This window comes from Alloalcanivorax dieselolei B5, assembly GCF_000300005.1.
GTDB classification, from domain to species: Bacteria; Pseudomonadota; Gammaproteobacteria; order Pseudomonadales; family Alcanivoracaceae; genus Alloalcanivorax; species Alloalcanivorax dieselolei.
The window spans coordinates 1318252-1344220 of record NC_018691.1 but is presented as its reverse complement, the minus strand read 5'-3'; the positions used below and the strand labels follow the sequence as shown (position 1 = coordinate 1344220).

Below are 25969 nucleotides of genomic sequence, written 5' to 3'. Positions count from 1 at the left end.
GGCGGCAATCCGAGACAGTCTCCATCCCTGCAGTGAATTTGCACCACCGTGGTGTAATATGGTGAACTTTAACGGGGCCGCCATGAGCCGAGAGGCTTCGAGCAATAAGAAAAGAATACAGACCACGACCCACATGTCCGTGGGTTTCAAGACGTCTTTGCATCTGAAATTGGAACAAATCGCCCGGGATAAGAAAGCATCTCAGTCGTGGATATTAAGGGACGTTGCTAAGAAATACGTAGCAAATCAGTGGCCACCTCTCCCCCAAAAGGATTGACGGATGGACGACGTCAATCCAACGCGACGCTCGGAAATCATGGGACGCGTGCGCTCACGAGACACCGTGCCGGAGATGTTGGTTCGAAGACTAACCCATGGCATGGGCTATCGCTATCGATTGCATGCCAAGGACCTCCCCGGCAAACCGGATCTAGTGTTTCGTACGCGGAGGAAGGTAATTTTCGTTCATGGTTGCTTTTGGCATCGCCACCCGAGTTGCCACTTGGCGCGAACACCGAAGTCAAGACAAGAGTTTTGGCTAGCAAAATTTGAAGCCAACCGTCAACGAGATTTGAAGAATGAAAAAGCGCTTCGAGAGGAGAATTGGAGTGTGTTGATCATATGGGAATGCGAGCTTGCTGATGTCTGCAAGCTCAAGAACAGGATTAAGGAATTTCTCGATGCGCAGTGTTGAGCTCTTCGCGGGGGCCGGTGGCCTCGCAATTGGTATGGGGAACGCGGGATTCCAGCATGCCGCCGTCATAGAATGGGACCACTATGCATGCGAGACTTTCAGAGAAAACCAACGGCACCACGCTCACGCCGTCGAAGGTTGGCCGGTTCACGAGGTAGATGCGCGCACCTTCGACTTCAGCTCCTTGACTTCCGATATCGCGGTTGTCTCCGGAGGCCCTCCCTGCCAACCATTTTCTATGGGAGGAAAGCACCAGGCACACCGTGATCAAAGAGATATGTTTCCGGAAGCCGTACGGGCCGTCCGAGAACTCATGCCTAAAGCCTTTATCTTTGAGAACGTCAAAGGCCTAATGCGTGAAGCTTTCATCCCTTACTTTTCCTATATACATTTGCAACTACAGTACCCCCAAATCTCTCGAAAAAAGGGAGAGAAATGGATACAACATCGTTCACGGTTAGAAAAGCATCACTCTTCAAACAAGAACGCCCCAACATACAATGTCCTTTTCAATGTTCTTAATGCTGCAGATTTCGGCATACCACAAAAACGGGAACGCGTTTTCTTTGTCGGAATTCGATCAGATATCGGCGCCGAATGGTCTTTCCCTAAAAAAACACATTCGGAAGCAGCCCTGCTCATCTCAAAATGGATTGATGGAAGCTACTGGGATGAACACCAACTCGATAGACGGCGCATGCACAAAATACCGAACCGGCATGCAAGACAAGTACAACTCCTAAGCGGCAACGCCGATTCATTGGAGCTGGAGCGCTGGCGAACAACTCGTGATGCGTTGCTCGACTTACCCGACCCCGAAGTTCATCCCAACAACGGAATAGCAAATCACGTTTTCACGCCGGGAGCGCGCACTTATGTGGGCCATACTGGAAGCGCTCTTGACGAGCCTGCGAAAACGTTGAAAGCCGGACACCATGGCGTCCCTGGTGGAGAGAACATGTTTGTCAAAGACGATGGAAGCATTCGTTACTTCACCGTGCGAGAAGCAGCGAGGCTGCAAACATTCCCCGACGAATACGAATTCCACGGCTCTTGGAGCCAAACCATGCGGCAGTTGGGAAATGCCGTTCCGGTTCGGTTAGCCGAGGTCGTGGCGAAGTCCGTGGTAAACAGTTTGATGAAATGCGAGAACAACAAGAAACCTAGCACTCGGCAAATTGTTAGGTGAAAACAGGAAACGCTATGACTGCCTCAGAATTCGATTTGACCCCAGATCCCCGGGTTTTACAAATCCTCGGGGAAATTAACCTCGATCAATGGAAGTGCCTGGCCGAGCTAATCGACAATAGCATCGACGCTTTCATCAACGCGCGCCGGGACAGTGCCGACGTCGAAGCCCCATCGGTTGTCATCAGCCTGCCCACACAAAACAAGGACGATGCGAGCGTCACTGTTCGGGACAACGGCCCCGGTATGACTTTGGAACAACTGGAGCACGCGGTCCGCGCCGGATGGAGCGGTAACAATCCTCTGGACAACCTCGGGCTTTTCGGAATGGGATTCAATATCGCGACCGCTCGCCTGGGCATGGTCACCGAAGTGTATACCACGAGGAGCGGTGACAAAGAATGGACCGGCCTGCGAATCGATTTGAATGAATTGCGTCGAACGCGCGCGTATCAGACTCCCCGCTTGGCCCGCCCCAAGCCCGATCCAGCCACCCACGGTACCGAGATCAAGGTTCTTAGATTGAAAGCCGATCAGAGAACGTATTTCTCAAAGAGCGCGAATCTTAACAAAATACGACGGCAACTGGCGCGGATCTATGCGCCTCTGCTTTTGTCGAAAGACGCTTTCACGCTCCAAATCAATAGCCAAACTATACAGGCCAAGCGCCCATGCCATTGGGACCCCGATCGCTCGGTACAGGGCAGCGATGGAAAACCAGTTCACGCTGTGGAATCGTTCGATTTCGAGTTGCCGTCACGGCACTACTGTCTCAGCTGCATGCTGTCTTTTTCCGGAGAACAAGGCTGCCCTACAGGCAGCCCCGAATGCAAGACCGTCGAGCTGAAACGCCGACTTCACGGCTGGGTAGGGCTTCAACGATACATGCACGAAGAAGATTTCGGCATCGACATCATCAGGAATGGGCGCGTTATCGAAGCCCAAAACAAAGATCTGTTCGTTTGGACCGGTGGAGAGCGGAGCGAGCGGGAATACCCCATTGACGATCAGCGTAATCGTGGTCGCTTTATTGGCGAGATACACCTGGACCACTGCCGGGTGAGTTACACGAAGGACCGCTTCGAACGTGATGACACATCATGGTCGGAAATGGTGACCCTGGTGCGAGGTGAGGGACCGCTGCAACCGCAAAAAGCCAAGGCTTTGGCGTTCGAGCCATCAAATGCGCCCCTATATCGTTTATTTCAGGCGTTCCGCCGCAGCAGTCCGCAAGGGAAGACTGGGCGATGGTCACGCATTCTGGCGGTCAAGAACAATGAGCGCGCCTTAGAGATGGCCGATCTGTTTCATAAAGGAGACCCGGACTACCAGGGCGACGAGAAGTGGTACGAACTGGTCGAGGAAGAAGACCGTGGCATAGTCGGAGGAACACCGACCACAACTGGCCCAGGGTCAGCCTCTCCCGCAGTGCCGGAAGGATTTTTAGACGAAGATGATGGCACAGCTACCGAGGAAAGGGATTCTTCTACTATTTCTGAAACCGGGGAAGAGTACAAAAGCGAACCCATCGCACCCGCACGGCAAAAATTGCACGAACTATCCAGGGTTTATAAACACCCCCTGCTGAAAGTCGAGTTCACCGTGGAGGCGTTCATGGTTACCTCCAACGACCCTGATTTACCCGTCAAAGCCCCATGGACTCTTAAAATTGAAGACCCCGGCACCCGGACTTACCTATTCCTATTCGATCCAGATCACCCTGTCTTCCGTTCGGTAACCATGACCCCTATGGACGCAGTGCTCTGCGAGCTGGCATTTAAAACTTACGAGTTCTTGAAAGAAGCGAGTCCAAACTCAGCAGTGTTTTCTACGATCCTTTCCGATCTTAGAAATGAATACGCGGAAGACGCAAAACTGGACCCGAAAAGCATAATCTCCTTCGCCGAAAGATCGCTCCGCGATATAGCCCATTCCATAAGTGAGTCCAGTCAGGATAATTCATTCGAGACGCTATTTTCTGAATTGTCTCAGGCGGCTCAAGACAAAGTCAGGCGAAAAATTGCTTCTTCGGGCATAACGAGCTCCCAAGCTGTTATTGATACGGGCGAGTTTCTCTCTTATGCGGAGGCTGAAGATATCAAGCAATTCGTGCGCCAGCATCCGGAACTGTTCTTCGACGGGAGATTCTGGGCCCAACCCTATTCCTCTCTGGATTACGGTGACACGAAAGTGAATAAAGAAGCCAGGGAGCGCGTTCTGGAACGTTATGACGCCTATCTCGCCGACGCAGTTTGGCTTTCGTCCCAAAGCCCTAGGGATCTCGACCGATGTGATCGCGACGAATTAATTCGGGCGACACTTTCCGTTCGACTACTCGGGCAGGACGGAATTATTTGATATGGAAGGTTACTTTCTCGATTCACGCCGCCTACTAAACGGTTCCTGGCGGGCTTTCGAACGCGACGTGGCGAGACTGTTGGTACAAAATGCGTTCGAGGACGTCCGTATTGTGGGCGGCTCCGGTGACCGTGGCGCGGATGTGCTCGGTGTGAAAAATAGCCAACTCTGGGTGGTACAATGCAAATTCACTAGCGACAGTTATCCCGATCCGAATGCGGTCGACGAAGTGGTGGAGGCATCTCGTTTTTATAAGGCCGATCGACTCGCCATTGCTACCTCGCGTGCATTCGGCCCGGCGTTAAACTCCTCAATCGATCGCTGGACGAGACTTGGCATCCGAATAGAATCACTCCCCCCGGCGACGCTGCTGGAAATGATGCGCCGCAGCCCAGAATACCCTAGGGCTCGGCGCGATCTACGCGACTATCAGGATGATTGCGTCCAGCGGTTGACTGCCTCCCTGAGGGAAACCGGCCGCGGGCAAGTGGTGCTAGCCACTGGACTGGGAAAAACCGTAGTCATGGCCGAGACCACTGCCCAATTACTTCGAGATGGGGTCATCGATTCGGGGCGCATCCTGGTATTGGCGGACAAGCGCGAGTTGGTCGAGCAGTTGCAGAGGGAATTCTGGCAGCAATTACCCAAGAACATCCCCACCCACCTCCTAATTGGCGGGGAGCAGCCGACCTTCTGGGACGGTATTACGTTTGCCACCGTCCAAAGCGTTCTTCCCAGGCTCGAAACATTACCCGAGTTCGGTCTCATCTGGGTCGACGAGGCGCACCATATTGGGTCCGAAAGCTTCCGCCGCGTAATCGACCAGCTGGGCGCACCCATGGTTGGTGGTGCCACCGCGACCCCTTGGAGGGGAGATCGCTTCGACATCGACACTATACTTGGACAGCCGGTGACGAAAATCGGGATAGACGAAGGCTTACGCCGCGGATTTCTTTGTGAAGCAGATTACCGATTACTCGCTGACAACATCGATTGGGACTTCGTCAGACAAAGGTCGCGTCACGAGTATTCAATCAAGGAACTAAACACACGGCTTCTCATATCGACTCGTGATGAAGAGGCCGCGCGAGTTATCGCGGACACATTCAAAAGAGAATCTCGCCGCAGCCTTGTCGTATTCTGTGCTGGCGTCGAGCATGCGAAATCCTTTTCCGCCATGCTCAAACTATATGGTTTTAGATCCGCTCACATCACCGGAGAGATGTCTCCTCGCGACCGAGAGAAAACCATGGCTGCGCTACGCCGAGGCACAATCAACGCAGTAACGACGGTGGACATATTCAATGAGGGCGTCGATGTTCCGGATGTCGACATGCTCGCCTTTATGCGAGTAACCCATAGTCGCCGTATATTCGTTCAACAGCTTGGCCGGGGGCTACGATTGGCGCCGAACAAAGATAAAGTCGTAGTACTGGATTTTGTCAGCGATTTGCGTCGAATATCCGAAGTTATCGACTTGCAGAAATCGATTTCTGGAGACGTTGAACGACTCGACTTGGTAGAACGTATTGTTCAGTTTTCTGATCAAGGTGCGGGGCACTTTATGTTCGAGTGGCTGCTCGATCAAGCTGATCTGTTCAACCGGGAGGGAGACGCGAAACTGGAGCTTCCCGAATTCAACTTTCCTATGCCTCCTTCCCCTGGAGCAGTTCAATGAGTGCCGCCGTTCCCAAGGAAATCCGAGAGAAGGTTCAAAAAAAGATATGGAACAAGGCAGACGAGCTGGATTGGGCCCGCCTATCCGATCTCGACCGTGCGATCTGGTACGAGAACTGGTCCAAGGATATTGATATCGGCGGCGTCCTAGCTTATTTTATGGACCCCCGAAAAGTTAGAGTGTATATCAAGGATTCGCTGCTAAAGCCTTATTTAAAGATGCATCTAGGTAGCAGTTCGAACAAAGTATTTTTCTCCGCAGGCCTAGATATAAATGATGCCAAAGTTAAAGCGGAGTTCGATAAGCCTCATGGTCGTCTATTGAGCGACGGAAAGATCATTTGCTGGGGGAATAGCCGGGACTGGAAGGCAGTTGTAATCTCGGTGTTTCAGCGCGCTCATAGCATAGAGGCGGCTGAACCATACGCAGCGGTGCTCATTGAGTCGGGAAAAGCCATGAATACTGATTTGAAAGAAATAGTTATCGACGTAGGCAGGAGATTGGGCTTAGAAATAGTGGTTTGGATTGACTAGTCGCTTTCTAATAATTGGTTACGCCCGAAAATCAAAGCAAGCCACACTTCTCTCCAACGCAACCACCATAAATCCACCTCTAAAACTGCTTCGTCCTTGAATTCCCGGGTATAACACTGACTGCTCATGGCATTTCTTCCTATGCTCAAAGTAGTAACCGAAGGATTCAATGTATTCTTTACCGTAAGCGTCCGGCGACCCCATCTTGAGTCGACGGTTGCGGCCTTCACGATAGTGTCCACTTATTTCTTAGTGGACACTATCGATGGACCCGTTAAGCGTATCTCAGCCCCAACCTCAACCACGACGTCGCCGTCACTTCTCCCGTGAGTTCAAGGCGCACATCGTGGCCGCCTGTCAGGAACCGGGCGTGTCCGTCTCCCGGATCGCCCTGGACAACCAACTCAACGCCAACCTGGTCCGCCGCTGGATCCGTGAAGCCGAGCAAGCCGGCCAGACAATAACGTCACCCGCGTTTATGCCCTTGGCGGTACCGGTGGCGTCGAGCCCTCCTGACCGGTCTTGCGCCAAGGAGTCGGGTAACCGCATCCGCATTGAAGTGCCCCGCTCCGGCGGACCGGTCATCGTGGAATGGCCCGCCGAGCAAGCCCATCAGTGCCTGGCCCTGTTACGCGAGCTGCTGCGATGATCCGCATCGACGAGATCTGGCTGGCCACCGCGCCACTGGACATGCGCGCCGGACCGGACAAGGCCCTGGCCCGGGTGATCCAGGTGTTCGGTGCGGCGAAGCCACATCAGGCTTACCTGTTCGCCAACCGCCGGGGCAACCGCATGAAAGTGCTGATCCACGACGGCTTCGGTATCTGGCTGTGCGCCCGCCGGCTCCATCGGGGCAAGTTCCACTGGGGTGACGCTTGGCGCGGCGATCAGTTGCGCCTGAATGAAGAACAACTGGCCGCCCTGGTGCAGGGCCTGCCCTGGCAGCGACTGGGCGACGAGGCCGTGATCTCGGTGCTGTAACCACACCTCGTTCCCGTTGGCTATACGCCCAACCTCCAATCGCCCACCGGGCGCTGGCTTGGCATACTGTCCGCATGACCTCGCGCCCTGACCTCAACGCCCTCTCTCCCGACCAACTCCGTGCCCTGGCCACCGAGTTGTTCGATCACTTGGAGAGCAAGGATCGGGTCCTCGCCCAAAATGACCGGACCCTCAGCCAACAAGAAAAAGCGATCCGTCACCGCGACGCGGTGATCGAGAAACAGGCCCACGAACTGGCGCTGCTCAAGCGCCACAAGTTCGCCCGGCGCAGCGAGCAGTTCAAGGGCGTGCAGGGCCAGTTGCTTGACGAACTGATCGACGCCGACCTGGCCGCCATGGAGGCGGAGCTGGCCGAGTTACTTCCAACGCAGGCGCCCCCCGCCGCTGCCAAGCAACAGCCCAAGCGCGCCCCGCTACCGCCCCAACTGCCCCGCACCCTGATCCACCATGAACCCGAGGATACGCAATGCCGCTGTGGGTGTGCGCTCAAGCGCGTCGGCGAGGACATCAGCGAGAAGCTGGACTACGTGCCGGGCGAGTTCACGGTGGAGCGCCATATCCGGGGCAAGTGGGCCTGCGAGCAATGCGAGACCTTGATCCAGGCGCCGGTGCCGAGGCAAGTCATCGACAAAGGCATCCCGACGTCTGGGCTGCTGGCCCAGGTGCTGGTGGCCAAGTACGCCGATCATCTGCCCCTGTACCGCCAGGAGCGCATCTTCGGCCGGGCCGGTCTGGCGATCCCCCGTTCCACCCTGGCCGAGTGGGTGGGCACCTGCGGTGTGTGGTTGCAGCCACTGGTGGATGCGCTCAGAGCCCAGTTGCTAGCCCAGCCGGTGCTGCACGCGGATGAAACGCCGGTAGCGATGCTGGCACCGGGCAAGAAGAAAACCCACCGGGCCTATGTGTGGGCTTACTGCAGCACCTCGTTCTCTGAACTGAAGGCCACGGTCTACGACTTCGCGCCCAGCCGGGCGGGCGCACACGCCCGCGCCTTCCTGGGGGACTGGCATGGCAAGCTGGTGTGTGACGACTACGCTGGCTATAAGGCGGGCTTCGGCGAGGGCATTACCGAGATCGGTTGCCTGGCGCACGCCCGTCGCAAGTTCCACGACCTGCACGTGGCCAACAAGAGTGAGCTGGCCGCCCAAGCGCTGGAGTCCATCGGTGCGCTGTACGGGATCGAGCGAGAGGCGAAGGATCTGCCGGATAAAGACCGCCAGCGCTTGCGCAACGAAAAAGCCCGGCCCATCGCCGACGCCCTGCACCAATGGATGATCTCCCGACGGCAAAAAGTCCCGGACGGCTCGGGTACGGCCAAAGCCCTGGACTACAGCCTGAAACGCTGGGCGGCGCTGACGCGCTACCTGGACGATGGCGCGGTGCCGATCGACAACAACCGGGTGGAAAACCAGATCCGCCCCTGGGCGCTGGGGCGCAATAACTGGCTGTTCGCGGGCTCTCTGCGCAGTGGTCAACGTGCGGCCGCCGTCATGAGCCTGATCCAGTCGGCGAAGCTGAACGGCCACGATCCTTATGCGTATCTGAAGGATGTGCTGGCTCGGCTGCCGACGCACAAGAACAACGCCATCGACGAACTCCTGCCGCAAAACTGGGCGCCGACCTCCGCCTGACAAGGTGGGATTACCGGACGCTTACTCTTTACCCCCGGTATCACGAGCATAGTGTGCAACCAACCCTCGAATAACCGAACCAAATCAGCATCGTTTAGGTGAAGTTCTCCACGGTCACGACATCAGAAATTTCATAGGACAATGTGTCTTTGTCGATTTGGTTGCGAATCAACCATTCTTCAATGGCCAGCTTAAGGCTCTGAATATTAGTAGGCATGTGCATTCAACTTCACGACACTTGACACACCTGCCGGTTTGGACCGGCGAAACGGCGGAAGATATAACAGTGCCGACTCTATGTTATCCACCTTTCCAATCTTTCTTCAGATATGCTTCGGATAAATCCTTCAACCCGGACTCTGGGCTATTATTATGACTTGATCTTTTTCCTTTCGCTCTGCGCCGGGAAGACTGCGATAGCTTCTTTTTTCTGTTTCCTGTTATATTCACACATCCTAGCCCAGGCCCAGCACTGAAACTAAGACGGTACTTAAAATTACGACAGACACACCTATAAAAATTAGGCCCAGAGGTCGCTCATACCAATGCTTTTTGCTAGCGGTCAGATCTGGATAGAGTTCCAGCCCCTCGGGTACGCCGCCATCCTCCAAGTTGGCTAGCTGCAACTCACTACTTATCAGTTGCCATGCGCGTCGGGCGCTTACGCTTTTCGGAACAACATCCCGCTCCACTAATCTTAAATGCGCATCGCGCCACTCCGAACTACCCGTTGATTCCATCGAGGTGAGCCCGTTAACCTCACTCTCTATAAATGTAGAAAGGCACATAGCGTACTCAAATAGTGCTTCGACTCTCCGAAACCGATTGTGTTGCCCTATTCTATCGAGAGAACCGCAACGCAGTACCACACCTTGTTTATCTATAAGCATTAAGTCGTCATTGAAGTTCAGTTCACTATTTTTAGCGAGCATCTCCGAGGTAGCCCTCCCATTCATACCGGGGTGACGAGACACAAGATCGACAAGCTCTTGATCTGATGACTCTCGGTCATAGATCCTTATCAGCGGCTTAGAAACCTTTCCCTGCACTGCCATAAAACTTGGTTTCGGGCAGAAATGCGCATTGAATATGGTTCGAATCAGTGCCTCCAGCGACGGATGATTGGAAAGAACTGATAACGTTATAAGGTCCTCAAATGGTTCCTCTAGCTGCGGCAGCACTCTCACGGTAACTACCATTACCTGATTGAAAAATACACGAATTCGGAAAGAAACCAGAAGCCGCATACCGCGAACTTCGATATCGTAAGGAAGTGACTTTGTTGGTATATCGCAGCTTCGTACGTTTTCAGCATCGATAAGTTGATGGAAAAGGCTTGTGGGCGTCAACGTGAAAGTCTGCACATCAATATCGCTTCGACCAAAGACTCGGCTTGAATAGCCAAGGTCACAACGCTTTTGAAAATACTTGCAATTGTCGGGAATGGGGATTGGGAGCAATCCACTAACCTTCCACTCCAGCCTTGCCTTAGTCATTTCATACCATCGATTGGGGGCCAGGAGTGGGGGTCGAACCCACGGTCCCGATAATGGGCGCTCCTCCAATAGGCCCTGGCCATCGTCTGTGAAACTAAAACTTGTAAGTAACGTGCCAATCAAAGGGCCGTCATAAGCCCTTTGTTTCCTTTAGATCTTTGATTATTATTTTCATTCTGCGTCTCGAGTATCACAGGCATTGGGGCACCGACGTGAATATCCAATGAACGCCCCAGTGTCATATCTCTTTTTTCTATTTCCTCTTACACAAAATAAGACCACAAAAGTCCTCCACTGACAAACGCTTCGAGACACCCGCCTCCTGACATCCAGGCCAACCTTATCTCACCCAAAGACATAAAGGCCCCCAACAGCCTTCTAAGTAAGCCCTTACTAATTCCCCAAATCAGATAAACCCCAGGTCAGTCCTCAAGCTGCGTCGATTCCAGCTATTCACCCTCCTCCGGCAACGCCAACCCAGTAATCCGCTTAGCCTTCTCCGACGGCACCCCCAAGCGCCTGCAGCACCATCTCCGCGGCAATACTGTCTGCATGCTCCACTTCGCCGTCTTCCACCAGCAGGTTCATGGCGCCCAGGGTGGCGGAGATCTCCATGCTCATGGCCATTTCTTCGTGGGCGTAGTGGAAGTCGCCTTGGCGGCGGCCGGCTTGGAGGTCGGCGCGGAGGTAGGTGGCGAGGGTGGAGCGCATGCCTTCGGCGTAGCGGACCACGGTGATCAGGGCGCGGGTCCAGTCCGGGTCGGTGCGGGCTTTGTTCATGAAGGTGCGCACGGCGATGCTGAGGCGTTCGGCGCCGCTGTCCACGGCTCCGCTGACGGTGAGGATCTGCTCGGAGAGCTGGACGGCCAGTTCCAGGCCGACGGCTTCGAGCACTTTTTCGCGGGAGCGGAAGTAGTTGTAGACGGTGCCGTTGGAGACGCCGGCTTCTTCGGCGAGGGTGTTGAGGGCGAGGTCGCCGACGCCGGCGCGGGCGTAGATGCGCAGGGCGGCGTCCAGCCGTTGTTGTCGGCTGCATGGCCCACAGAGACGCCACAGATGGGGCCGAGAGCCATTCGGAGCGGCACCGGGGAACACGTACTCGCTTAATCCAAAAGCCTTTCCGGTGCATCCATGTACTCATGCAGCACACGAACCACTAGCACCTTCGCTTCCAGCACTCGATAGAACACCGCGCGATGCTCGACCTGCAATCAGCGATACCCGGGAAGAACATGGGCGTAGTCGGTCCAGAATCAGCGGCCTCATGCCCGCATACAGCTGATCAAGGTCGTCATCGGCCTGATCCACGCCCCACTCTTCGCAGGTATACACCCAGATGTCGATGAGGTCGGATTCCGCCTTTGGTGTAAGGCTCAGCGTGCGCACCACTCCGGCGCCTTCATCCGCTTACGGCCAGCCGCCTTGATCGCCGCCATATCGACCGGCTTGGGCTCGCCGCTTGCTTCACCCTCAACCAGGGCCTGCCTGAGAGTGGCAAGCCGTTCCTGGGCTTGCTGGTCCTGCCGGATCAGATGGCGGATATACTCACTGTCGTTGCCGAACTGGCCGCTTTCGATCCGGCTTTTTACCCAGCCGTCTTGTTGTTCGGTCAGGGTGATGGTTTTCCGGTGCATGCTCATAGTGGGTACTCCTGGACCCCAAATAGCATGTCAATATCATACCGAGCTTTTGCGCCGGATCAATTCCGTCTACCAACCGGCGGCAGCAGGCACGGTGTTTGTCCAGGCACCCTCAAAAGCCTTTGCGCTCGTCGTCGGTGCCGGTCTTACGGCCTTTTAGTCCTGCCTATACGCAGCATTGATTGCGCATAGCATTGATCGTTGCGCATAGGCGTGAAAGCCTCTGGAATACTCCGTCTGGCAGGCTGTTGTAGGCCAGTGCATGAGTATCATCGGCACCCGCATTTCGGGCGCGAAGGCGCCATCACGGCGTCACCCATTGGCGTCAACGCACCCTTGGAGCCGCGAAGCAGCGGGAAATCGGTTGTTATGCGGCTGATTGCTACGGAGCCCTGCCCGAAAGTTCATACTTTTTTGTTCCAAGCCCAGCATCCGTCAAGTGGAGAAAACAGCCGATGTACACCAGGTACCTTTTGGCTTCGCTACCGATCCCACCTATCGTGTATAGCCTTGCGATAGCCCGCGCCAACCGTTCAAGTCGGGAAACAACCTCGTTGTTGATTTCTATGCGAATTCGGTTGCTAGCAGGATTCTTTTCTATCTCATCCATAAAATCCTTGCGAGCCAAAAGGATCTCAGTTTCGAGGCGTTGCCACGCTGCGTCAGGATCGTTAGTCTGCACTTGGCGACCTACGATTACGTCCAGATTGTGATACCGCGCCGCTTGCCCAAAATCACTAAGCACAGAAACGAAAGCAAGAAGGCCCTTTGAATTTAAGTATTCGAAATCACTCTGAGCTACTGGGACATTGTTAATATAATCAACCAAGAAGCATTCTGTTCGGATTTTTTTGAGCAAGAGATTGAGGTCATGTCCTCTTCGCCCCGACGGAAAAATCGCTTTGGTTGGAAAGCTGCCATTTCCCTCAAGACAGCGAAAGCACAATGTGACTTTCATGAACCGCTCAAAACCACTAGCCAACGTCAGCAGCGGCAGGTGGTAGAAATCATTTCCAGAACCGATATGTTGAATCTGACCAAAACCGGCTTTTATTAAGCTAACTGCATTGAGCAATTCCTGACCCAGGGCCAGCGTTCTTCTAAGCTCAGAGCTCATGAGTTAGCCCCGTAACACCCGCAGCACGCGCGGCCTTGTAGTGGCAGCGCAGCCAGCCGCCTCTGTGCCCGCGACTATTAGACAGCTTTGCTATTGAGCCCCAAAAGTTCACGTATTTTATCATTAGTAGGTCTTTGACGATGAAGCAGCCATAATATGGCAGTATGCCCAAACACTTGTGACATTGCGCCCACTGCTTGAAGGTGGACTAGTGTTAACTCTGAACGTTTGACTTTATCAATTACCGTTTTGGATTTTCCGTGTGTATCTAATGACATGAACCTGTAGAAAACCTGGTAAAGGTGTAGAATCCCGGATTCACGGGCCTGTTGCTCAATCGAAACGCCCTTTTGGGGCCTATCTCGCTCTGACAGAAATTCCTTCGTGGCGTCGGCGCCGCCTGCTATTTCCTTTACGGAGAGCAAGCCGTCTTTCATGGCCATCTGCGTCAGTCGATCAAGTTCATTTAGTGAAAATTCAGTGTACCTTTCCGCTCGATCTGACGACGATGTTACCCAGTGAAGCGATATGAACAATTCCAGTAACTGCCGAGACAAGATTGCCAATGCGGTCGGGTTTTCTGACACGCCAAGATCGGCAGCTCCTCGAATAATTTCCGAGCCCCTGATAAGGATGCTCCGCACCGGTTCATCAACTGGCGAAGGAGTATTCGGCCATTGATTCTCCGACGATTGCGCAAGCATCGCCGAATGTTCCCTGAGGTTTGCACAGACGTCTTCTAGTTCCGGCACTCAGCCTCCTATACGCCTAACGCCCACGACAACGAGCGAAGCGACGTCGAAGGGCCGAATTGATTCCGATTTTTATAGCCTGCCACTGATGTATTCGATACTTAAATCCAGTTCATCTATTAGTCGAGGGTACCGGCCTGAAACAGCCCCCCACTTTTCTCTAAGACCTTTGAGCATCCTGAGCGAGTGTGGATAGTAACGGCTATAAAAGCGTAGCTCGTAAACTGCAGCGGCCTGACGATCCACATACATGGCGCCGTCCTCGGATGACGGCTCTACCAGTTCCTTGACAAGCTTATGATAAGCCTCGAATTCCCTCCAGAAATGGGTGGCTTTCCTTTCAGCTTGAAATTTGTACACGCCGAATATGAAAGCGATCGCCGCACCCAGTGCGGAAAGCTGAACGCCGTAGATCTCAAATAACTCAATCAATGCTTCATACCTCGCCTAAGCTATAACAGGTATTAGGTCTCGACAGCTGGCCGCGGTGCTCGATCTACAAAGAGCTAGGTGAAATGAGGCTAGGCGCCCGCTGTTTCACGCTGCTGTCACTAATCATACGGATGCCGAAACCATGCTTGGCTAGGATCCTGAGCTCCCGGATTGACTCAACCCGAATATAGTCAGTCATGCTTGCGACATACTTGCCATCTTCGTGCAGGTGTGGCGTAAGCACAATCCCCGCCTCATTGCCACGCGACACAATGAAGGTCATCGCACTTGCTTCTGACAATTTGCGCCCCCCCTCTGATTGATGCCTAGCGCCCTGGTTTTGCGGCGCACCGGAGGAGCCCCAGCGCAGGTGCGTCCGACAAACAGCCGCTTGTTATACAGTATATTAAGCGGACTACAACTCGCCCAGACATGCCAGCCCGCGGACCGTTAATCCGCTACCTATCTGTATTGACTTAATACCATACGGCAAGCCGCAATAAATTCTGGCCGGCCGCCATCTAACTCATTCAGCATGCTCGCTAGGAGCAATTCTTTAGTGCGCTCATCCGGGATTAGAAAAACCTTTTCCAATTGGTCGGCATAGCGCTCAATTTCGCGGTTTCGACTCTCGATCAGAGCAATTCTATTTAATTTCAGTTCAGCTACTGTTAGAGTCCCCTTTAAACTCTTGCCCTTGGCAAATGCCCCGGCGAAGAAGATATGTTCATCGGGTTCTTCCTTATATGGATCTACAAAACCTTCTTTATTCGATTTATTTTGATTGCAGATTTGGCAGGTGAAGGTAAGATTTTCCCACTCAAATGTTTTATCCCTACTTATAGATTTTGGGGCGACGTGTTCGATGTCACCATGGGCCACATCTGTGACATTTGCTTCGCAGTAGGCGCATTTTTGGCGAGTTTCTTCCTTTAGCGCGGTCTTCACTTCTGAATGATTATAACGCTTCGTCACCGCCCTTATTTTCTCCGCATTTCCCTCCTCGATAGCAGCGAGAAGATCACGCGTCCACCTCCCCTTATTGTTAATCAAGACTTCTGGCTCAGGGCCTTTGGTAAGCTTAATCACGAGCAATCCTCCCTATTGCTTCAGGAAGAAACTCAGACAACCCTGCTGATTCCAGCTCTGCGCGGAGATTATTTATAGCGACCTCTGACAATTCAGTTCTTTCAAACCTATTTACGATCAGAGTAAGGTCATGCTCAGCCCAGACAGGTATAGTGACAGATACCCCAAGAACCTCATCAAGAATCTTATCCGCGGTTCTCGCTTTGCTGACAAAATCGATCTCTTGGGCCGTCACGGCTGATCCAGACTCATTCGCATTTTTGTCGAATTGTGAGTATCGAAGCGCATATACCTTAGAATCTCTCACGGAAGTAATAACGAATGGGGAGTGCGTTGCTACGACAAACTGGACACTAGGAAACGCTCTTACAAGGTTCCCAAGAAAGTCTCGTTGCAGAGATGGGTGAAGGTGATTTTCAGGCTCATCGATTAGTACGACCGCCGCTTCTCCATGTCCTTTTGTATAGAGAAAAATTTGCCACGCGGTTTGGACCAGAGACATAAGTCCGCCTGACGCAGAGTCTATGGGAAACTCGCCCGCTTTAGAGACAACCACTATTTCTGGACTGCGAACCTCTAGCCGCTGGAAACCTATTTCTTCAGGTAGCAGAGTGCTCAGGAGGTTCTGAAAATCGTCATACAGACCAATGAGTTCTGGAACAGCCTTCATGTGCGCATTATCAGCTCCAAACGCGGCAAATCCGATCAGAGTTTCCTTCATTGGGGCAACGGGATTTTGAACTGTTTTGCCCTCGCGATGGTAGCGATCGCCACGTTGGTAGTGGCTTTGAGCTTGAGAAAAATATTCGAACGCTTCTTTCGGCCGCATTCCCGAAACAGGTAAAGATTGAACAGCCTGGTACCTTGGTAGCGCTCGGTGAGATGCAATCTTAAAGCCGACAACTGTATTTTGATTAGACAGGTTGACATGATACTGCAAGGCGTCCGAGTTGCTTGTCCGTAATTTAGCTACCGCACCCGAACTGTAAACTATTGCTCCGATTTCGTGCTGTACAGACTGCTCATTACTCTCTTCAGTCTTTATAAAGGGATTAAAGCGGGCAAAGAGCGTACCCAGTGAGTAACCAGATTTCCCTGTTTTCTGGTCATTGACAGGCGTGGCGAGGAAAGGCTCTCGATAGTTTGATTGCATGCTCAATTCAAGGAGAGACAATAAGGTACTTTTGCCGGAACCATTCGGTCCAGTCAAAAGTGTCAAGTTTTTATGCAATTCAATATGCACCTTTCGAAATTGACGCCATTTATCAATTGATATCGTTTTGTAGTGCATAGTTGAATTCCCTTAAACTTTTAAAATAATGTCTCTTCTAACGTTGAGCCACAGCCCCATCAAATACCTATGGCAGTAAAGGGTTAAACAGCGCTGATTCGTGCGATACCGTATAACAGGAATTAGGACGCCAGCGCCAATATCCAATGAACGCGCCAGCGTCATAACTCTTTTCCTGAGTTCCCCCAACGCAAAATAAGACCAGAAAAACCACCCACTGACAAACGCTTCAAACCGCCATTTCCCTGGCATCTCGGCCAACCCTCTACCCCCAAAAACAAAAAGCCGCCAACGCCCAAGCTCCGACGGTCTTTTAAGTAAGCCCTTACTAATTAGCCAAATCAGATAAATCATAGGTCAGCCCCCACGCCACGGGAAAGCCGTCTAGCCACCCTCCCCCGGCAACGGCAACCCAGCAATCCCCTTAGCCTTCTCCGGCGGCACCCCCAGCGCCTGCAGCACCATCTCCGCCGCAATACGGTCGGCGTGTTCCACCTCGCCGTCTTCCACCAGCAGGTTCATGGCGCCCAGGGTCGCGGAGATGACCATGCTCATGGCCATTTCTTCGTGGGCGTAGTGGAAGTCGCCTTGGCGGCGGCCGGCTTGCAGGTCGGCGCGGAGGTAGGTGGCGAGGGTGGAGCGCATGCCTTCGGCGTAGCGGACCACGGTGATCAGGGCGCGGGTCCAGTCCGGGTCGGTGCGGGCTTTGTTCATGAAGGTGCGCACGGCGATGCTGAGGCGTTCGGCGCCGCTGTCGACGGCTTCGCTGACGGTGAGGATCTGTTCCGAGAGCTGGACGGCCAGCTCCAGGCCGACGGCTTCGAGCACCTGCTCGCGGGAGCGAAAGTAGTTGTAGACGGTGCCGTTGGAGACGCCGGCTTCTTCGGCCAGGGTGTTGAGGGCGAGGTCGCCGACGCCGGCGCGGGCGTAGATGCGCAGGGCGGCGTCCACCAGCTGCTGCCGGGTGCGGGCTTTCTTTTTGTGGCCCCGAGTCAGGCTGCTGGCCGGGGCTTTGCGCGGGCCGGGCGTCGCTTTTTTTGCCATGAGACCGTTCCAACCGTGGGCTTGGGTGGCGTCATGATACTGGGAAAAGCTCAATATTGAGAGTCCTTCATCATAAGCGCCTTTAGGCAGCCGTGAGCGCCTTAAGGCAGTCCTCGACGATGCGTTCCGCGTTGCGGGCCGGGCCGTCGTGAAGGATGACGCGGTCCGGGCGGCACACCACCAGGGTGCCCCGGGAGGGGCCGTTGGCCAGGCAGTCCGAGAGATCCTCGGCGAAGGCGGTGCCGGCGCCCGGGTGCTGGCCGCGCAGGCCCACCCGCAGGAAGGCGCCGCCATGAGCTTGCCAGCGGGCTTGCGAGGCGTCATCGAGACATTCGCGGGGATCGACGCCGAAGCCGATCAGGGTGAGGTGGTCGCCGAGCACGTCGTCGCTGGGGCGGATGTGGCCGTCGTGGCGGACCAGGCCCTGGGCAAGCAGGGCGCCGCGGGTGACGCCTTTGCGGCCACGGCCCTTGATCAGAAAGCCTTTGCGGAATCGGTTGGGTGGTTTGATTTCCAGTTCCTCGATCTGACGGCGCAGTAGCGGCACCAGGCGGCCCAGGCGCATGGCGCCGTGCACCGTGATCGCCTTGAAGCGGCTGCGGGGCATGACCAGGCTGCCCATGAGCTTGGCCAGCCCGATCATCTTCTTGGCGTGGGGGCGGCGTTCCCGATCGTAGCTGTCGAGCAGGACCGGGGCGGCCTGGCCTTTGACCACCCAGGCCAGTTTCCAGCCCAGGTTGGCCACGTCCCGCAGGCCGGCCACCAGGCCCTGGCCGACGAAGGGCGGCGTGATGTGGGCGGCGTCGCCGGCGAGAAACACCCGCCCCTGTTGGAAGGTGGCGCAGCAGCGGGCGTGGAAGCGGTACACCGCCTTGCGTTCGATCACCAGGTCTTCCGGGGTGACCCAGGGGGCCAGCAGTTCGGCGACTTTTTCCGGGCGCTCCATGTCCTCATGGGTTTCGCCGGGTTGGAGCATGAACTCCCAGCGTTCCCGGCCGCCGGGGGCGGGCATGTGCGGGGTGGGACGCCGGGTGTCGCAAAGGAATTCCACGTGGTCGATGGCTTTGCCTTCGCGGGCCTTGGCGTCGACGATCAGCCAGTCCTCCGGGTAGGTCTCGCCCTGGAAGTCCTGGCCGATCAGGCCGCGCACGGTGGAGCTGGCGCCGTCCGCGCCCACCAGGTAGCGGGCGGTGATCTCGTACCGGCGACCGTCGCGGTCCTTGAGGTGGGCCGTGACTCCGGTGTCGGACTGGTCGAGGTCGACCAGCTCATAGCCGTCGCGGAAGGTCACGTCGGGATAAGCGGCCACCTGCCGCCGCAGGGCGCGCTCCAGGTCCGGCTGGTAGAAGGTCACCAGCTTGGGGTGGTCATCGATGGTGCCGGAAGTGTTGGCGCGGCCGAACTGGCCCAGGTAGGGGCAGTGCATTTTCACTTCCGGGATGGCGATGCGCTCGAAGGCGTCTTCGCCCAGCCCGGCCATTTGCAGGATACGCAGGGCCTCGTTGTCCAGGGCGATGGCGCGGGGCGCCAGCATCACCTCGGCCACCTTGTCCACCACCAGGGTGGTCACGCCGTAGCGGCCCAGCAGCGCGCAGAGCGCGGCGCCCACCGGGCCATAGCCGATCACCAGCACGTCCGTGGTCCGTGGCAGAGCCTTTTTATTCGTCATCGCCGTCTCACCCATTGCAAAAAAGACGGGGGCCGGCCGTTCGGCCGGTGATCCCACCCTGGAAAGCGGTCTTTGTATCTTTTATTGACATTTATTTCAATATTGAATCTAATCTCAATTATTAGAGCTAGCAAACCGCCGGCCATCAATGACAACAACGAACGAGGTGCGCCATGACCTTTGCAGCCCAGCCCCAACGCGACCTGACGGCGGAGGAGATCCGCGCGTTTCAGGACGACGGCGTCGTCATGCTGAAGCAGGTTCTGGCGCCGAACTGGATGGCCATGGTGGAGGCCGGCATCGAACAGGCCCGCCAGGAAAGCTCGCTGCTGGGCCGGTTTATGTCGCGCAAGGTCGAGGGCTATCAGATGGACATCTTTCTGTGGAAGCGCATCGACATCCTCCGCGACCTGATCTATTACAGCCCCTGCGCGCACCTGGCCCAGCAGCTGATGGGCGCCGAGGAAGTGCGCTTTTTCTACGACCAGATGTTCGTCAAGGAGCCGGGCACCGACGCACCCACGCCCTGGCATCAGGACCTCAGCTTCTGGCCGATCCGCGGCGAGCAGATTTGTTCGTTCTGGATTCCCTGCGACCCGGTGAACCGGGACAACAGCGGCTTGCTCTACGTGCGCGGCTCGCACCGCTGGCCGCAGCGCTTTAAAGCCATTTCACCGGACTATGTGGCCAGCCTCATCGACGAGGACATGGAAGACATTCCCGACATCAACGCCAACCCGGACCAGTACGATCTGGTCGATTGGGACATGGAGCCGGGGGACATTCTGGCTTTCCACCCGCTGACGCTGCACGGCTCCTACGGCAACGCGTCACGCACCCGCCGCCGGCGCGCGCTGGCGCTGCGCTGGACCGGCGATGACGTGGTTTATGCGCCGTCGAGCAAACGGATGCCGATTCATTACAAGCACGAGTCGGTAGCGGGCGGGCCGCTGCGTGGCGCCGCCTTCCCGCGCATCCTGCCGGAGCAAGAGCCGCGGGAGCGCGCGGCCCGGTTGCAGGCGGAACGGGCCGACGTCGGCAAGCTGCTGAGCTCGGGCTGGCACAATGCGGTGGCGGCCGCGCGCCAGAAGTTGCGCGCCAAGCGCACGCCCACGCCGAAACAAACCTGGACGAGGTAAACGCCATGGCCGAACTGACCACGCCCCAACCGGCGCGGCATCCAACGCCGACGGTGAAGGCGCGCAAGCTGGCCTACCTGCTGTTCGAGCGGCCCGATCTTGAGACGGCCGAGCGCTTTCTGAACGACTTTGGCCTGCACACGGTGTCGCGCTCACCAGAAGCGCTCTACCTGCGTGGCACCGCCCCCGAGCCGTTCTGCTACCGCGTGGCCAAGGGGGACGAGGCGGGCTTTGTCGGGATCGGTTTCGAGGTGCGTACGCGCCAGGAATTGGAGCGACTGAGCCGGCTGCCGGACGCATCAGCGATCGAGCCGGCGGACTACCCCGGCGGCGGCGAACGGGTGCGCCTGACCGACCCGTCCGGCTTCACCGTGGAAGCGATCCACGGGCAAACGCCGGCGGCGCCCCTGCCCCACCGCGATGCGCTACCGATCAACTTCCCCGAACACCAGCCCCGGGTGAACGGCACCCAGCGCCCGCCGGTCGCCCCGCCGGAGGTGATGCGTCTCGGCCATGTGGTGCTGGAGGTGGCGGACTTTCAGGCCACCTGTGGTTGGTACAGCCAGCATTTCGGGCTGATTCCCAGCGATGTGCAGGTGCTGCCGGACGGTTCGCCGGCGGTGGTCTTTCTGCGCCTGGATCTGGGCGACACGCCGGCGGACCATCACACCCTTGCCATGGCTCAGGGCTTTATGCCGCTGTACAGCCACAGCGCCTACGAGGTGATCGACACCGACGCGGTGGGCATGGGCCAGCGTCTGCTCAAGGAGCGCGGCTGGAAACACGCCTGGGGCATCGGCCGGCACGTTCTCGGCAGCCAGATCTTCGATTACTGGGAAGACCCCTGGGCGGCCAAGCATGAGCACTATTGCGATGGCGACGTGTTCACCGCCGAGCGGCCCATGGGCGTGCATCCGGTGACCCGGGAAGGCATGGCCCAGTGGGGCCAGCCGATGCCGGCCAGCTTCACCAAACCCAAACTCACCCCGGCGGCACTGCGGGCGCTGGCGCGCAATCTGCGCCGCAGCCCGGACCTGTCGGTAAAAAAACTGATCACCCTCGCCAAATTGTTTGGCTGACTGGAGACAAGACTATGGCGCTTCACATCGTTCGCTTCGATCACCAGGACCAGCCCCGCTGGGGCCTGCTGGAAGGCACGACTATCACGCCGCTGGATCTGCCCTGCACCACCACCGCCGCGCTGATTGAACAGGGCCATGAGGCGATCCGGGCGGCGGTCGGCGACGGCGCCGAGCTGGTGCTGGAGAGCGCCACCCTGCTGTCACCGATCACCAGCGAGGCCAAGGTGCTGTGCCAGGGCGCCAACTACCGCCAGCACATGATCGACTCCGGCATGAACCCGGACGACAAAAGCTTCAACATGTTCTTCACCAAATCCCCGGCGTCGATCACCGCCCCTGGCGGGGAGATCATCAAGCCCGCCCACGTGCAGCTGCTGGATTACGAGATCGAGCTGACCCTGGTGCTCGGCAAGCAAACGGACGGGCCGGTGGACGTCACCGCCGACAACCTGCATGAATTCGTGGCGGGTTTCTGCATTGGCAACGACGTCTCCGCCCGGGACGTGCAGATTCCCCAGATGCAGTTCCACAAGGGCAAGAGCTACCGCACTTTTTGCCCGCTGGGCCCGGTGCTATGCCTGCTGGAAAAAAGCGAGATTCACTACCTGGACGACATGCAACTGCAACTGACGGTGAACGGCGAAACCCGGCAGCAGGACAGCACCGCCAACCTGGTGTTCAAGCCCGCCGAGACCCTCAGCGAGTATTCCCTGATTCACGATTTCGCGCCGGGCGACGTGTTGATGACCGGTACGCCCGCCGGCTGTGCCCTGGGCCTGCCCAGCGCGGCGCTGACGAAAGTGGCGGGCCTGCTGCCCGAATCAAAAAAATGGCAGCTTTTTATAAAATCTCAAAAGCGCCGCCAGCAGTACCTTCAGGCCGGGGACGTGGTGGAATCCACCATTGCCAGCCGTGATCAAAAGCTCGACCTGGGCAGGCAACGGCATACGATTAAGGACGGGGTTTGACCGGGCCGGCAAAGGAGAAAAGAATGAAGGCTTTCATCATCGTCGATCAGAACACCGGCACGCTGCGCGAGACGGATATCCCGGCGCCGCCCGCCCCGGCCGACAATAAGGTTCAGCTGGAACTGATCGGCACCTCCATCAACCCCATCGACCCGCTGGTGGCCAAGGGCTACGGCGCCCCGCTGCTCAACACCAAGCGGCAGGTGCCCCTGATCCCGGGGCGGGACGCGGTGGCCCGGGTGGTCGACGTGGGCAAGGGCGTCACCGACCTGCGGCCCGGGCAGCGCGTGCTGGTGGCGGCCTCGCCGCGCACCGGCGGCACCTACGCCGAAATCTTCAACCTGCCACGGGGCTGCGTGGCGCCGATTGACGACGGCCTCAGCGACGCCACCGCCGCCGGCCTGGGCTACGCCGGCCTCACGGCCCTGCAGGCGCTGGCTACGGCCGGCCTCTCCACCGACAACGCCCAAGGCAAACACCTGTGCATCAACGGCGCCAGCGGCGGCGTGGGCTCCATCGCCCTGGTGCTGGCCCGGCGCTGGGGCGCGACCATCACCGCCGTGGCCTCCCAGCGCAACCACGACTGGGTGCGGCGCCTGGGCGCCGACCAGGCCGTGGCCTATCGAGAGCCGGCGGCCATGGCCTCCATCGACGCGGACGTCATTCTCAACTTCGCGGCCCCCGGCGACAATCACCGGCAAGACCCACTGCTGGACGGGCTGCGCCGCCGCGACACCCCCGGCCGCGCCTACGTGAACACCACCAACCCGGTGCTTAGCCTGGCCACCGAGAAGGGCGTGCTGCGCGGCCTCGCCGCCAGCGGCGGGATCTATGCTAAAAAACGCCTCGCGGCACGCCGAGCGGGCATCCGATATCGCTGGGTGCTGTTCCAGGAAAACGCCGAACAACTGGCGTATCTGGCGCGGGTTTTCGCCGATCCGGACACCCCGAACATCATCAGCGACAGCCGGCCGCTCGACGCACTACCAGACGCCTTCAATACGCCAAACGGAGTGCCGTCACCGGGGAAAGGGGTTTTTCTGGTTGAGGCACCCTGAGCCGGGTGCACAACGCGGCGCGCAAGGTACAGCACCGGTTCTGAAACCAGGTCTCAAGAGACTTCTATACTGATCGCATTGCGCGCGCGGCTATGGAATGAAGGCGAAGCCGCAATGTAGTAGACGTCGCCTTGACTGGCCTTGTTATGCATCTACCATTGGACCAAAACGTCTTGAACTTTTAATGTCTCCGAGTCAAATCCAATCGCCCAAAACACTTTGAAATCGCTTTTGCTGTATTTTGCCTTCCACAACGTTAACTTAGAGTCATTTCTCGGTAGGCAGTCTATAGACTCAATGCTTTCCAACGCACCCATTTCACTCTCTATATCCCGACACATATCCAGATACATGTCCTCAGTGATCTTTCCATCATCATTCGGGTCTTTAGGCGGTGCCGACATTTCTTGGAGTTCCCGATAGCTCCTTCCGTCATGTAGCTTGATTAGTCGCTCAGCCAGTTCAGTTTCACGGTCGGTGACCATGCGGCTTGTCCTCCTTGATTGCATAACGCTAGCGGTAACCGGCACCGAAGCGGAGCGTAGGGAACCATAGCCCGTAAGGGATATGGTGTCCGGTCGACCGCCTGGTTATGGGCCCGTTCACCCGTTGTTTTGGCACCCGATACCGAATGCCGACTCCCTGATACTTTACACCAACCGCCATCCGGCTTCGCTTCCTACCGGCTGGTTTTCCGGCGGTCCATCGCCGCGGCAATGTCCTCTTCGTGCTCTTCGCCCCAGCTGCAAAGCGGCTCCATGGCTCGCACCAGACTCGTCCCGAAGGGCGTCAGCGAGTAGTCGACGCGCAGCGGTATCTCCCCATAGTCGGTTCTCCGGACGATGCCGTCGGACTCGAGCTCCTTCAACTGCTGGATCAACATTTTGTCGCTCACGCCCCGGACGCTTCGCTTGAGCTCGCCATAACGCGTCGGGCCCCTGTTTAAAAAGAACAAAATCAAAGGCTTCCACTTCCCGGAGATCACGTGCAGCGTAGCGTCCAGGCCGCAAATGAAACGTGGGTTTTCTGAGTTTTCGTTCGCCATAACGGGTACTTACCAAAAGGTGCATACTTGAACATTTGTAAGTGGCTTATATATCGTGAACGCGAATCGAGTCAACACACACGGAGACCCAACCATGAGCCGGCTACACGGTAAAATCGCATTGATCACAGGCGGAGCCAGCGGCATCGGCCTGGCCTCGGCCCAACGCCTTATCGACGAAGGCGCCTTCGTCTTCATTACCGGGCGGCGCCAGGACGTCCTCGACAACGCGGCTCAGGCACTGGGACCCAACGCCCGGGCCGTCCAGGCGGATGTGACGAAGCCGGAGGATCTCGACCGCGTCTTTGAAACGATCCAGAAAGAAAAAGGGCACCTGGACGTCCTGGTGGCCAACGCGGGCGTCGGCGAATTCGCCAGCCTGGGACAGATCACCGAGGAGCACTACGACTACATCTTCGACATCAACGTCAAAGGCACCCTCTTCACTGTCCAGAAAGCCCTGCCCCTGATGAAGAACGGCGGCTCCATCATCCTCACCGGGTCCACGGTCGGCAGCATGGGCACCCCTGCCATGAGCATCTACAGCGCCTCCAAGGCGGCCGTCCGAAACCTGGTGCGCAGTTGGGCCCATGATCTCAGGGGCACCGGCATTCGCGTGAACGTCATGTCTCCTGGCCCGACCAAAACAGACAAGCTGATGGAACTGCTCCCATCCGAAGCCCTGAGCGAGATGAAACAGACCGTACCGCTTGAGCGTCTGGGCGATCCCAAGGAAACCGCAGGCGCGGTGGCGTTCCTGGCGTCCGACGACAGCAGCTTTATGACAGGGAGCGAGGTGTTCGTTGACGGGGGCTACGCGCAGGTTTAGGGGCTAGGCGGAGAACGGGAGGCAATGAACCAAAAGGGTCAGATAGATTTTAAATCAGTCCGCTTGGTTAAAAACAAATCAACCTGCCCCATTTACATTGATCAAAATAAACCAGAAAAGTCAGCCACTTACAAACTCAACTAGCAGGCGTCCTCCTGATCTCTTGACCAATTCTCTCTCCCAAACCCAAAAAGCCACCGACGCTCCCCCGCCGGATGGAGCCGCCCGCCGGTG

At 56.8% G+C, this 25969-nt stretch carries 26 protein-coding genes; 13 read left to right on the top strand and 13 right to left on the bottom strand.

What is annotated here, in order from left to right; translation table 11 throughout:
* Positions 1–280 precede the first annotated feature (280 nt).
* From B5T_RS06140 to tnpC, 8 genes are all read left to right on the top strand, one after another.
* Complete coding sequence (locus B5T_RS06140; RefSeq protein ID WP_014993610.1) at positions 281–694, top strand: very short patch repair endonuclease; 414 nt, start codon at positions 281–283, stop codon at positions 692–694.
* A complete protein-coding gene (locus B5T_RS06135; RefSeq protein WP_014993609.1) occupies positions 681–1883 on the top strand; it encodes a DNA cytosine methyltransferase in 1203 nt (400 codons plus the stop codon). Before B5T_RS06140 ends, B5T_RS06135 begins: the two co-directional genes overlap by 14 nt.
* Before the next feature lie 14 nt (positions 1884–1897).
* Positions 1898–4240: an ATP-binding protein gene (locus B5T_RS06130; RefSeq protein WP_014993608.1), complete on the top strand. Its 2343-nt coding sequence runs from the start codon at positions 1898–1900 to the stop codon at positions 4238–4240.
* 1 nt (position 4241) lies between these two features.
* Positions 4242–5918: a DEAD/DEAH box helicase family protein gene (locus tag B5T_RS06125; protein ID WP_014993607.1), complete on the top strand. Its 1677-nt coding sequence runs from the start codon at positions 4242–4244 to the stop codon at positions 5916–5918.
* The gene (locus B5T_RS06120) at positions 5915–6451 is read left to right on the top strand and encodes a hypothetical protein (RefSeq protein WP_014993606.1); all 537 of its coding nucleotides are present in this window, start codon (positions 5915–5917) and stop codon (positions 6449–6451) included. The genes B5T_RS06125 and B5T_RS06120 overlap by 4 nt, the downstream gene beginning before the upstream one ends.
* 265 nt (positions 6452–6716) lie before the next feature.
* Entirely contained in the window at positions 6717–7100 is a 384-nt protein-coding gene (gene tnpA, locus B5T_RS06115) for an IS66-like element accessory protein TnpA (RefSeq protein WP_041716686.1), read from the top strand.
* Positions 7097–7432 (top strand): IS66 family insertion sequence element accessory protein TnpB, encoded by a 336-nt coding sequence (tnpB, locus tag B5T_RS06110; RefSeq protein WP_014992698.1) that lies wholly within the window; start codon positions 7097–7099, stop codon positions 7430–7432. The genes tnpA and tnpB overlap by 4 nt, the downstream gene beginning before the upstream one ends.
* A 74-nt stretch (positions 7433–7506) precedes the next feature.
* Complete coding sequence (gene tnpC / locus B5T_RS06105; RefSeq protein WP_014992699.1) at positions 7507–9084, top strand: IS66 family transposase; 1578 nt, start codon at positions 7507–7509, stop codon at positions 9082–9084.
* 455 nt (positions 9085–9539) lie between these two features.
* Here the strand turns inward: tnpC and B5T_RS06100 are convergent, their stop codons facing one another.
* The 11 genes from B5T_RS06100 to B5T_RS06050 all read right to left on the bottom strand — a co-directional run bounded on the left by B5T_RS06100 (position 9540) and on the right by B5T_RS06050 (position 19614).
* Entirely contained in the window at positions 9540–10580 is a 1041-nt protein-coding gene (locus B5T_RS06100; RefSeq protein ID WP_148279211.1) for a hypothetical protein, read from the bottom strand.
* Between the two features lie 489 nt (positions 10581–11069).
* Positions 11070–11675, bottom strand: a complete 606-nt coding sequence (locus tag B5T_RS06095; RefSeq protein ID WP_014993602.1) for a TetR/AcrR family transcriptional regulator — start codon at positions 11673–11675, stop codon at positions 11070–11072.
* Between the two features lie 42 nt (positions 11676–11717).
* Positions 11718–11912 carry a hypothetical protein gene (locus B5T_RS23820; RefSeq protein ID WP_407919064.1) on the bottom strand — a complete coding sequence of 65 codons (195 nt, stop codon included), beginning with the start codon at positions 11910–11912 and terminating at the stop codon, positions 11718–11720.
* A 41-nt stretch (positions 11913–11953) separates the two neighbouring features.
* Positions 11954–12220, bottom strand: coding sequence for a type II toxin-antitoxin system ParD family antitoxin (locus B5T_RS06090; protein WP_014993600.1), 267 nt, complete (start codon positions 12218–12220; stop codon positions 11954–11956).
* A 382-nt stretch (positions 12221–12602) separates the two neighbouring features.
* Positions 12603–13337 (bottom strand): hypothetical protein, encoded by a 735-nt coding sequence (locus B5T_RS06085; protein WP_041716904.1) that lies wholly within the window; start codon positions 13335–13337, stop codon positions 12603–12605.
* A 77-nt stretch (positions 13338–13414) separates the two neighbouring features.
* Positions 13415–14089 (bottom strand): DUF5677 domain-containing protein, encoded by a 675-nt coding sequence (locus B5T_RS22975; RefSeq protein ID WP_148279210.1) that lies wholly within the window; start codon positions 14087–14089, stop codon positions 13415–13417.
* Between the two features lie 72 nt (positions 14090–14161).
* A complete protein-coding gene (locus tag B5T_RS06075; RefSeq protein WP_014993597.1) occupies positions 14162–14521 on the bottom strand; it encodes a hypothetical protein in 360 nt (119 codons plus the stop codon).
* Between the two features lie 462 nt (positions 14522–14983).
* Positions 14984–15610 (bottom strand): HNH endonuclease, encoded by a 627-nt coding sequence (locus B5T_RS06065; RefSeq protein WP_014993596.1) that lies wholly within the window; start codon positions 15608–15610, stop codon positions 14984–14986.
* Positions 15603–16901 (bottom strand): AAA family ATPase, encoded by a 1299-nt coding sequence (locus B5T_RS22490; RefSeq protein ID WP_014993595.1) that lies wholly within the window; start codon positions 16899–16901, stop codon positions 15603–15605. Before B5T_RS22490 ends, B5T_RS06065 begins: the two co-directional genes overlap by 8 nt.
* Positions 16902–17285: 384 nt before the next feature.
* Positions 17286–17945, bottom strand: coding sequence for a TetR/AcrR family transcriptional regulator (locus tag B5T_RS06055; protein ID WP_041717357.1), 660 nt, complete (start codon positions 17943–17945; stop codon positions 17286–17288).
* An 82-nt stretch (positions 17946–18027) separates the two neighbouring features.
* On the bottom strand, positions 18028–19614 hold the full coding sequence (locus tag B5T_RS06050; RefSeq protein ID WP_041716901.1) for a bifunctional 3-(3-hydroxy-phenyl)propionate/3-hydroxycinnamic acid hydroxylase: 1587 nt from the start codon (positions 19612–19614) through the stop codon (positions 18028–18030).
* 173 nt (positions 19615–19787) lie between these two features.
* On the opposite strand from B5T_RS06050, the gene B5T_RS06045 reads away from it, so the two are divergent.
* The 4 genes from B5T_RS06045 to B5T_RS06030 are packed head-to-tail and all read left to right on the top strand — an operon-like array spanning position 19788 to position 23861.
* The gene (locus tag B5T_RS06045; RefSeq protein WP_014993592.1) at positions 19788–20753 is read left to right on the top strand and encodes a phytanoyl-CoA dioxygenase family protein; all 966 of its coding nucleotides are present in this window, start codon (positions 19788–19790) and stop codon (positions 20751–20753) included.
* Between the two features lie 5 nt (positions 20754–20758).
* Positions 20759–21832: a VOC family protein gene (locus B5T_RS06040; RefSeq protein WP_014993591.1), complete on the top strand. Its 1074-nt coding sequence runs from the start codon at positions 20759–20761 to the stop codon at positions 21830–21832.
* Between the two features lie 14 nt (positions 21833–21846).
* Positions 21847–22803: a fumarylacetoacetate hydrolase family protein gene (locus B5T_RS06035; RefSeq protein ID WP_014993590.1), complete on the top strand. Its 957-nt coding sequence runs from the start codon at positions 21847–21849 to the stop codon at positions 22801–22803.
* A gap of 23 nt (positions 22804–22826) precedes the next feature.
* Positions 22827–23861, top strand: a complete 1035-nt coding sequence (locus tag B5T_RS06030; RefSeq protein ID WP_014993589.1) for an alcohol dehydrogenase catalytic domain-containing protein — start codon at positions 22827–22829, stop codon at positions 23859–23861.
* A gap of 152 nt (positions 23862–24013) precedes the next feature.
* On the opposite strand, the gene B5T_RS06025 is transcribed toward B5T_RS06030, so the two are convergent.
* Both B5T_RS06025 and B5T_RS06020 read right to left on the bottom strand, forming a co-directional pair.
* Positions 24014–24346 (bottom strand): hypothetical protein, encoded by a 333-nt coding sequence (locus B5T_RS06025; RefSeq protein ID WP_014993588.1) that lies wholly within the window; start codon positions 24344–24346, stop codon positions 24014–24016.
* Between the two features lie 194 nt (positions 24347–24540).
* The gene (locus B5T_RS06020) at positions 24541–24906 is read right to left on the bottom strand and encodes a winged helix-turn-helix transcriptional regulator (protein WP_041716900.1); all 366 of its coding nucleotides are present in this window, start codon (positions 24904–24906) and stop codon (positions 24541–24543) included.
* A 94-nt stretch (positions 24907–25000) separates the two neighbouring features.
* Between B5T_RS06020 and B5T_RS06015 the strand changes: the two genes are divergently transcribed.
* The gene (locus tag B5T_RS06015; protein ID WP_014993586.1) at positions 25001–25735 is read left to right on the top strand and encodes an SDR family NAD(P)-dependent oxidoreductase; all 735 of its coding nucleotides are present in this window, start codon (positions 25001–25003) and stop codon (positions 25733–25735) included.
* The last annotated feature ends 234 nt before the right edge of the window (positions 25736–25969 follow it).

Excerpts from the sequence above, each read along its gene's own strand:
- B5T_RS06140 (WP_014993610.1), top strand. The coding sequence starts at position 281 with ATGGACGACGTCAATCCAACGCGACGCTCGGAAATCATGGGACGCGTG.
- B5T_RS06135 (WP_014993609.1), top strand. The coding sequence starts at position 681 with ATGCGCAGTGTTGAGCTCTTCGCGGGGGCCGGTGGCCTCGCAATTGGT.
- B5T_RS06130 (WP_014993608.1), top strand. The coding sequence starts at position 1,898 with ATGACTGCCTCAGAATTCGATTTGACCCCAGATCCCCGGGTTTTACAA.
- B5T_RS06125 (WP_014993607.1), top strand. The coding sequence starts at position 4,242 with ATGGAAGGTTACTTTCTCGATTCACGCCGCCTACTAAACGGTTCCTGG.
- B5T_RS06120 (WP_014993606.1), top strand. The coding sequence starts at position 5,915 with ATGAGTGCCGCCGTTCCCAAGGAAATCCGAGAGAAGGTTCAAAAAAAG.
- tnpA (WP_041716686.1), top strand. The coding sequence starts at position 6,717 with ATGGACCCGTTAAGCGTATCTCAGCCCCAACCTCAACCACGACGTCGC.
- tnpB (WP_014992698.1), top strand. The coding sequence starts at position 7,097 with ATGATCCGCATCGACGAGATCTGGCTGGCCACCGCGCCACTGGACATG.
- tnpC (WP_014992699.1), top strand. The coding sequence starts at position 7,507 with ATGACCTCGCGCCCTGACCTCAACGCCCTCTCTCCCGACCAACTCCGT.
- B5T_RS06100 (WP_148279211.1), bottom strand. The coding sequence starts at position 10,580 with ATGACTAAGGCAAGGCTGGAGTGGAAGGTTAGTGGATTGCTCCCAATC.
- B5T_RS06090 (WP_014993600.1), bottom strand. The coding sequence starts at position 12,220 with ATGAGCATGCACCGGAAAACCATCACCCTGACCGAACAACAAGACGGC.
- B5T_RS06085 (WP_041716904.1), bottom strand. The coding sequence starts at position 13,337 with ATGAGCTCTGAGCTTAGAAGAACGCTGGCCCTGGGTCAGGAATTGCTC.
- B5T_RS22490 (WP_014993595.1), bottom strand. The coding sequence starts at position 16,901 with ATGCACTACAAAACGATATCAATTGATAAATGGCGTCAATTTCGAAAG.
- B5T_RS06055 (WP_041717357.1), bottom strand. The coding sequence starts at position 17,945 with ATGGCAAAAAAAGCGACGCCCGGCCCGCGCAAAGCCCCGGCCAGCAGC.
- B5T_RS06050 (WP_041716901.1), bottom strand. The coding sequence starts at position 19,614 with ATGACGAATAAAAAGGCTCTGCCACGGACCACGGACGTGCTGGTGATC.
- B5T_RS06045 (WP_014993592.1), top strand. The coding sequence starts at position 19,788 with ATGACCTTTGCAGCCCAGCCCCAACGCGACCTGACGGCGGAGGAGATC.
- B5T_RS06040 (WP_014993591.1), top strand. The coding sequence starts at position 20,759 with ATGGCCGAACTGACCACGCCCCAACCGGCGCGGCATCCAACGCCGACG.
- B5T_RS06035 (WP_014993590.1), top strand. The coding sequence starts at position 21,847 with ATGGCGCTTCACATCGTTCGCTTCGATCACCAGGACCAGCCCCGCTGG.
- B5T_RS06030 (WP_014993589.1), top strand. The coding sequence starts at position 22,827 with ATGAAGGCTTTCATCATCGTCGATCAGAACACCGGCACGCTGCGCGAG.
- B5T_RS06025 (WP_014993588.1), bottom strand. The coding sequence starts at position 24,346 with ATGGTCACCGACCGTGAAACTGAACTGGCTGAGCGACTAATCAAGCTA.
- B5T_RS06020 (WP_041716900.1), bottom strand. The coding sequence starts at position 24,906 with ATGGCGAACGAAAACTCAGAAAACCCACGTTTCATTTGCGGCCTGGAC.
- B5T_RS06015 (WP_014993586.1), top strand. The coding sequence starts at position 25,001 with ATGAGCCGGCTACACGGTAAAATCGCATTGATCACAGGCGGAGCCAGC.